Genomic DNA, 6,668 nt, shown 5'->3' with positions numbered 1-6,668 from the left:
GGCAATATGTGTCGCTCATGACAATCAGACAACGGTTTTGTTGCAGATCGACGAACTTCACCCCTTTACCTCACGCCACCTCGCCTCCGCTTGGACGCATGGAAAGCCACACGGTTAGCCGGCTTAGCGCGACGACAAGCGCCAGGAACCACCGTCGGAACTGCCAAGCTGCCTTTCGGGGTGGCAGCCTTGATTGCAGCCGCTGCAACCCGAAGAGACACGCCAAGGTTGCAGGCGACTTTATCGATCCCTCAACGGCAACGCGCTACTCAATCCTGCTGCCCTGTTTATTTCCAAAGATCAGGTGAAATAAAATGCTGACGGTCTACAATTGTATCGTCAACGAACACGATCTGAGACTGGTCGCACTCGCCGCGCTGATCTGCGGAATTTCCTGTTTCTCTGCCGTCAACCTGCTTCATCACATAAGCCGCTCCACCGATCGGAACCGGCTTGCCTGGCTGATGATCGCGGCCACTTCGACCGGCTTCGGCATCTGGGCAACGCACTTCATCGCCATGCTCGCATTCACACCGGGCATACCCAGTGCTTACGATCCCGCACTTTCCGTGCTTTCGCTCGCTGCTTCGGTCACTCTGACGGCAGCCGGCATGTGGATCGCCACCTTGCGGAATGAGTTCGACTATCATCTCGTCGGCGGCGCCGTGCTGGGCGGCGGTATCGCGGCCATGCACTACATCGGTATGGCGGCGTTCGAGGTTCAGGGCCGCATCGAGTGGAACCTGTTGCTTGTCGCCGTTTCCCTTCTGGCCGGCGTGACGCTCGCGGCGCTGGCGCTGCGTGTCGTGCAGCGCCGTCCCTCCTTGAAGGCGACATCCGGCGGCGCGGTGCTGCTGACGCTGGCAATCTGCACCCTGCATTTCATCGGTATGGGTGCCGTCTCGATCTTCCCCGATCCCTCGATCGTCATATCCGAATATACGATCGAGCCGACCTCGCAGGCTTTTGCGGCCGCCGCCGCCACACTGGTGATCCTGGTTCTGTCGGCATCGGCGCTGTGGATCGATTTGCGCTTCCGTCGCCAGAAGCTCGAGGTAGACCGCATGCACGGCCTGGCCAATGCCGCCGTGGAGGGGCTGATCGTCTGCGACGGCCACCGCATCATCAGTGCCAATGACAGCATGGCGACATTGACGGGCATCGCAACAGCGACGCTGAACGGAATGCAGCTTGGCGATCTCTTCGGATCCGACATGTCGGGCTTCGGCGAACAGCCGCAGGAGGCCGAATTGAGCGGCCGCGATGGCACGAGCATTCCTGTCGAGCTGATCGCCAGGAGCATCGACTATTGTGGCAAGCCTCACAACGTGGTCGCGGTCCGCGACATTCGCGAGCGCAAGAAGGCGGAACAGGAGATCCTGCGGCTTGCCCATTTCGATCCATTGACCGGACTGGCCAATCGCCGCAGCTTTTCCGGCCGGCTGGAGACGGAAATCGCTGCGATGGGCCGGACCAGGAAAGGCGGCCAGCTTGCGCTTCTGCTGCTCGATCTCGACCGGTTCAAGGAGGTCAACGACCTGTATGGGCACGGCGCGGGCGACGCCATGCTGCAGAAGGTTGCGCACTGCGTTACCGGCATTCTTCGCCAAGGACAGATGGTGGCGCGGCTGGGCGGCGATGAGTTCGCCATCATCGCGCCGAACCTGACCGACCCGTTGGAGGCGGGCCGTATCGCCAACGCCGTGCTGACCGCCATGCGCGAGGAAAACCGGCTCTCGGTCGGCGGCGGCCTGGTGTCGGCCAGCATCGGCATTGCGCTTTATCCATCGGATGCCGAAAACCAGGCCAGCCTGATAAGCCACGCCGATACCGCGCTCTACCGGGCCAAGACCGAAGGCAAGGACACCTACCGCTATTTCGAAGCTTCGATGGGGGCCGAGGCCCGCGACAAGCGCGTGATGGAGCACGAACTGCGCCAGGCGGTCGCACGCCAGGAGTTCTACCTCGTCTATCAGCCGCAGAAGGAGATCAGCAGCGGGAAGATGGTCGGTTTCGAAGCGCTGGTCCGGTGGCGGCATCCGACGCGCGGCGACGTCTCGCCGAGCATATTCATCCCGGTCGCCGAAGACAGCGGCGCCATTGGCCAGATTGGCGAATGGGTGCTGACGGCCGCCTGCGAGGAAGCCGCCCGCTGGGAAAATCCGCTGACGGTGGCCGTCAACGTTTCGGCGGTGCAGCTCCACAACACGAATTTCAGCCGCAAGGTCCACGAAACCTTGCTGAATTCCGGCCTGGCGCCCGGCAGGCTCGAGCTTGAGATCACCGAGACGGCGCTTGTCAAGGACATGCCGCGGGCATTGGCCACCTTGCGGCAGGTCAAGGCGCTGGGCGTGCGCGTCGCCATGGACGATTTTGGAACCGGCTATTCCTCGCTCTCCAACCTTCGCGCCTTTCCCTTCGACAAGATCAAGATCGATGGCTCATTCATCAAGTCCGTCGACAAGAACGGCCAGGTCGCGGCGATCGTGCGCGCCGTCCTGGGACTTGGACGCGGGCTCGGCCTGCCGGTTCTGGCGGAGGGTGTCGAGACGCTCGGCGAACTGAAGTTCCTGGACGCCGAAGCCTGCGAGATCGGCCAGGGCTACTATATCGGCAAGCCGGCTCTCATCGAGGAATTCGGCGATCTGACCGGCGTCGTCGCACCCGCTGTCGGCAGCAAACCCGCCAGCCTGCGCGACAGAAGCGTTCTGGCCTTCGCGCCCGCACCCGCGCTAGCCACACGCTAGACTACAGGCTCTCGGGCTTGAGTGCCGTCTCGACCAGCCGCCTGGCGTCCGGCCCCGACCATTCGGCCGGGCCGTTCATGTGGGCGATCAGGCAGCCCTCGCCGTCGATCAGCATGGTGACGGGAAGGCCTAGCGCCAAGCCGCGCTTCTTGAGGTCGTTGAACAGCGTCATCGTCGAATCCCGGTAATAGCCGAGCGTCGCGACGCCGGTATCGCTGAGGAACTTCTTCGGCTTCACATCGTCGCCGGCATCGACGTTGACGGCGACCACTTCAAAGGAGTCGCTGCCCTTTTCCTTCTGCAGCGCATCGAGCGCCGGCATTTCGGCACGGCACGGCGCGCACCATGTCGCCCACAGATTGAGCAGCACCGTCTTGCCGGCATGATCGGCAAGCGTCATCGGCTTGCCGTCCGGACCATTGAAGGCAAGGCTCTTCAGGGATTGAGGCGGATCGGCCGGCAAAAGTGCCGCAACCTCACCGGTGGCCGACGCCACGACTTTCTTGGCGCGGTCGCTCTTGGCCGCGCAGGTCACGTCGTCCCTGCTGTCACCCATGGCAGCTTGTGCCGGTGCATTGTTGCCAGACCGGCTCTCGCTGACATATACCGCGACCGCGCCCGCCAGCGCGCCCGCCACCAAGGCGGCGAGGATCAGGCGCGGGGCCGGGAAGAATCTACTACCGTCTGCCATTTTCTCAAAACTGCTCCGAAGCACGGGTTATAGCCATGAGCGACAAGAAAACCAGCAACCAGATGTGGGGCGGACGTTTTGCCTCGGGTCCGGCCGCGATCATGGAAGCGATCAACGCGTCTATCTCCTTCGACCGCAAACTCTATGCGCAGGACATCAAAGGCTCGATCGCCCATAGCGAGATGCTGGCGCAAACGGGCATTATTTCGGCGGCCGACCAAGAAAAAATCGCTGACGGGCTGAACACGATCCTGAAAGAGATCGAGGCCGGCAGCTTCGAGTTTTCGACACGGCTCGAAGACATCCACATGAACATCGAGGCGCGCCTCGCCGATCTGATCGGCCCGGCGGCCGGCCGGCTGCACACCGCCCGCTCGCGCAATGATCAAGTCGCGGTCGATTTGCGGCTGTGGGTCAAGGATGAATGCTTTCGCGTCGCCGAGGCGTTGAAAGGGCTGATCGAGGCGCTGCTGGAGCGGGCCGAGGAGCATGCCGCGACCGTGATGCCGGGCTTTACCCATATGCAGGCGGCCCAGCCGGTGACCTTCGGCCATCACTGCATGGCCTATGTCGAGATGTTTTCGCGCGACCTGTCGCGCGTGCGCGATGCGATCGAGCGGATGGATGAAAGCCCGCTCGGTGCCGCCGCACTTGCCGGCACCAGCTTCCCGATCGACCGCCACCGGACCGCCAAGGCGCTCGGCTTCCGCGAGCCGATGCGCAATTCGCTCGACAGCGTCTCGGATCGCGATTTCGCGCTCGAGTTCCTCGGCGTGGCGGCGATCTGCGCCACGCATCTGTCACGGCTGGCCGAAGAGATCATCATCTGGTCGACGCCGCAGTTCGGCTTCGTCAGGCTGTCGGACTCGTTTTCCACCGGCTCCTCCATCATGCCGCAGAAGAAGAACCCCGATGCCGCCGAACTGGTGCGCGGCAAGACCGGCCGCGTCACCGGTCATCTGGTCGGCCTGCTGACGGTGATGAAGGGCATGCCTTTGACCTATGGCAAGGACATGCAGGAAGACAAGGAATCGGTGTTCGACGCCGCCGAGACGCTCGACCTGATGCTGGCGGCGATGACCGGCATGGTCTCGGACATGACGGTCAACGCGGCCGCGATGAAGAAGGCCGCCGGCTCCGGCCACGCGACAGCAACCGACCTTGCCGACTGGCTGGTGCGCACGCTCGGCCTGCCGTTCCGCGAGGCGCATCATGTCACCGGCCGGGCGGTGGCGCTGGCCGAAGACAGGAAGGTGGGGCTGGAGAAGCTTTCACTGGAGGATTTGCAGGCGATCAATTCCGGCATCACGGCCGACATATTTTCGGTGCTGGCGGTGCAGAACTCGGTCAAGAGCCGCACCAGTTTCGGCGGCACGGCGCCGTCGGAAGTGAGGAAGCAGATCCGCGCCTGGAAAAAGCGGCTGGCGAAAGCGTAATGCCGGATATTGCGAGCAGTAATATCTCGGATATTGCGACGGGCAATATCTCGGATATTGCGACGAGCAATATCCGGGGTGCAATGCGCCGAGAACTCGGCTAAAAGCGGCGGCTGACAAACGTTTCGGACGGATGGATCGATGACCGGAAGCAGGATTTTGGTGACGCTGACGCTGCTGGTTGCGATCGCGGCCGTTTCGGCCTGCGGCAGGAGGGGCGCTCTCGACACGCCCTATGAGGCGGCCGTGCAGGCGCGCAAGGATGCCTCAAAGGCCCACCAGCCCGTGCCGCCGGAGCCGGAAAAACCGGTCAAGGACAAGAAATTCATCCTCGACCCGCTGATCTAGAGCCGACGAGAGCCGGGCCTTTCAACCCGATCTCATCGCGCCCCAACTTCCGGAACCACTCTCGTGAACCATTTCGACTACCGCGACGGCGTGCTCCATGCCGAGGACGTGGCGATCCCCGACATCGCCGCACAGATCGGCACGCCATTCTACTGCTATTCGACGGCGACCCTGACCAGGCACTACCGGGTGTTTGCCCAGTCCTTTGCCGGGCTCGACGCGCTGGTCTGCTACGCCATGAAGGCCAATTCCAACCAGGCCGTGCTGCGGACGCTGGCCAAGCTCGGCGCCGGCGCCGACGTGGTTTCGGAAGGTGAATTGCGCCGGGCGCTGGCCGCCGGCATTCCGGCCGGCAAGATCCTGTTTTCGGGCGTCGGCAAGACCGCGCGCGAAATGGACTTTGCCCTTGCCGCCGGCATCCTTTGCTTCAACGTCGAATCCGAGCCTGAACTCGAGCTGTTGTCGGCGCGAGCCACCGCCCTTGGCAAGGTGGCGCCGATCTCGCTGCGCATCAATCCCGACGTCGACGCCAAGACCCACAAGAAGATCTCCACCGGCAAGGCCGAGAACAAGTTCGGCATCCCGTGGCAGCGGGCGCGGCAGGTTTATGCCCGCGCGGCAAAGCTTCCCGGCATCAGGATCACCGGCATCGATACCCATATCGGCAGCCAGATCACCGAGCTGCAGCCCTTCGACGATGCCTTCGCCCTGCTTGTCGATCTGGTCGGCGCGCTGCGGGCGGACGGCCATGCCATCGAGCATATCGATGTCGGCGGCGGGCTCGGCATTCCCTACCGCATCGACAACAACCCGCCGCCGCTGCCCGACGCCTATGCCCAGATCGTCAGGAAGCATGTCACCAAGCTCGGGCTGAAGGTGATGTTCGAGCCTGGCCGGCTGATATCGGGCAATGCCGGCATCCTCGTCTCGGAAGTGATTTTCGTGAAGGAAGGCGACGCCAAGAACTTCCTCGTCGTTGATGCCGCCATGAACGATCTCATCCGGCCGACGCTCTACGACGCCTTCCACGACATCCGTCCGGTCGTGCAGCCGCCGGCCGACACGCCGCGCATGATGGTCGACGTGGTCGGCCCGGTCTGCGAGACCGGCGACTATATCGGCCTGGACCGCGATCTGCCCAGGCTGAAGGCCGGCGACCTGATTGCCGTCTCCACCGCCGGCGCCTATGGCGCGGTGCAGGCCGGCACCTACAACACCCGCCTGCTGGTGCCGGAGGTGCTGGTCGACGGCGACCGGTTCCACATCGTGCGCCCACGCCCGACCTATGACGACCTGATTGGGCTGGATTCGATGCCCGACTGGCTTGCATAGGAGCGCCGGAAACACACCTACCCGTCCCAGGGAGCAATCATGACGAACGGCATCACCGTCACACGCGAGCGCATTGCCGCGATGGAACCGCGCATCCGCTCCTATATCAGGCAC

The 6,668-nt window shown here is 63.4% G+C and carries 5 protein-coding genes; 4 read left to right on the top strand and 1 reads right to left on the bottom strand.

Annotated elements, in window-relative coordinates:
- Positions 1 to 314: 314 nt before the first annotated feature.
- Complete coding sequence (locus tag EN906_RS17885) at positions 315 to 2,747, top strand: EAL domain-containing protein (protein ID WP_127269633.1); 2,433 nt, start codon at positions 315 to 317, stop codon at positions 2,745 to 2,747.
- Position 2,748: 1 nt separating this feature from the next.
- Here EN906_RS17885 and EN906_RS17880 read toward each other — a convergent pair whose 3' ends face one another.
- Positions 2,749 to 3,438 carry a TlpA disulfide reductase family protein gene (locus tag EN906_RS17880; protein ID WP_127272540.1) on the bottom strand — a complete coding sequence of 230 codons (690 nt, stop codon included), beginning with the start codon at positions 3,436 to 3,438 and terminating at the stop codon, positions 2,749 to 2,751.
- A 35-nt stretch (positions 3,439 to 3,473) separates the two neighbouring features.
- Here EN906_RS17880 and argH point away from each other — a divergent pair, with 35 nt between their 5' ends.
- The 3 genes from argH to lysA all read left to right on the top strand — a co-directional run bounded on the left by argH (position 3,474) and on the right by lysA (position 6,554).
- Entirely contained in the window at positions 3,474 to 4,874 is a 1,401-nt protein-coding gene (gene argH, locus EN906_RS17875; RefSeq protein WP_127271598.1) for an argininosuccinate lyase, read from the top strand.
- 141 nt (positions 4,875 to 5,015) lie between these two features.
- On the top strand, positions 5,016 to 5,222 hold the full coding sequence (locus EN906_RS17870) for a lipoprotein (protein ID WP_023811112.1): 207 nt from the start codon (positions 5,016 to 5,018) through the stop codon (positions 5,220 to 5,222).
- 63 nt (positions 5,223 to 5,285) lie between these two features.
- The gene (gene lysA / locus EN906_RS17865) at positions 5,286 to 6,554 is read left to right on the top strand and encodes a diaminopimelate decarboxylase (protein ID WP_127272539.1); all 1,269 of its coding nucleotides are present in this window, start codon (positions 5,286 to 5,288) and stop codon (positions 6,552 to 6,554) included.
- The last annotated feature ends 114 nt before the right edge of the window (positions 6,555 to 6,668 follow it).

Origin of the sequence: Mesorhizobium sp. M7A.F.Ca.CA.004.06.1.1, assembly GCF_003999135.1 — a bacterium.
GTDB lineage: Bacteria > Pseudomonadota > Alphaproteobacteria > Rhizobiales > Rhizobiaceae > Mesorhizobium.
Note: the sequence above shows the minus strand (reverse complement) of the source record. Positions and strands in the feature narration are given on the sequence as shown.

Excerpts from the sequence above, each read along its gene's own strand:
- EN906_RS17885 (WP_127269633.1), top strand. The coding sequence starts at position 315 with ATGCTGACGGTCTACAATTGTATCGTCAACGAACACGATCTGAGACTG.
- EN906_RS17880 (WP_127272540.1), bottom strand. The coding sequence starts at position 3,438 with ATGGCAGACGGTAGTAGATTCTTCCCGGCCCCGCGCCTGATCCTCGCC.
- argH (WP_127271598.1), top strand. The coding sequence starts at position 3,474 with ATGAGCGACAAGAAAACCAGCAACCAGATGTGGGGCGGACGTTTTGCC.
- EN906_RS17870 (WP_023811112.1), top strand. The coding sequence starts at position 5,016 with ATGACCGGAAGCAGGATTTTGGTGACGCTGACGCTGCTGGTTGCGATC.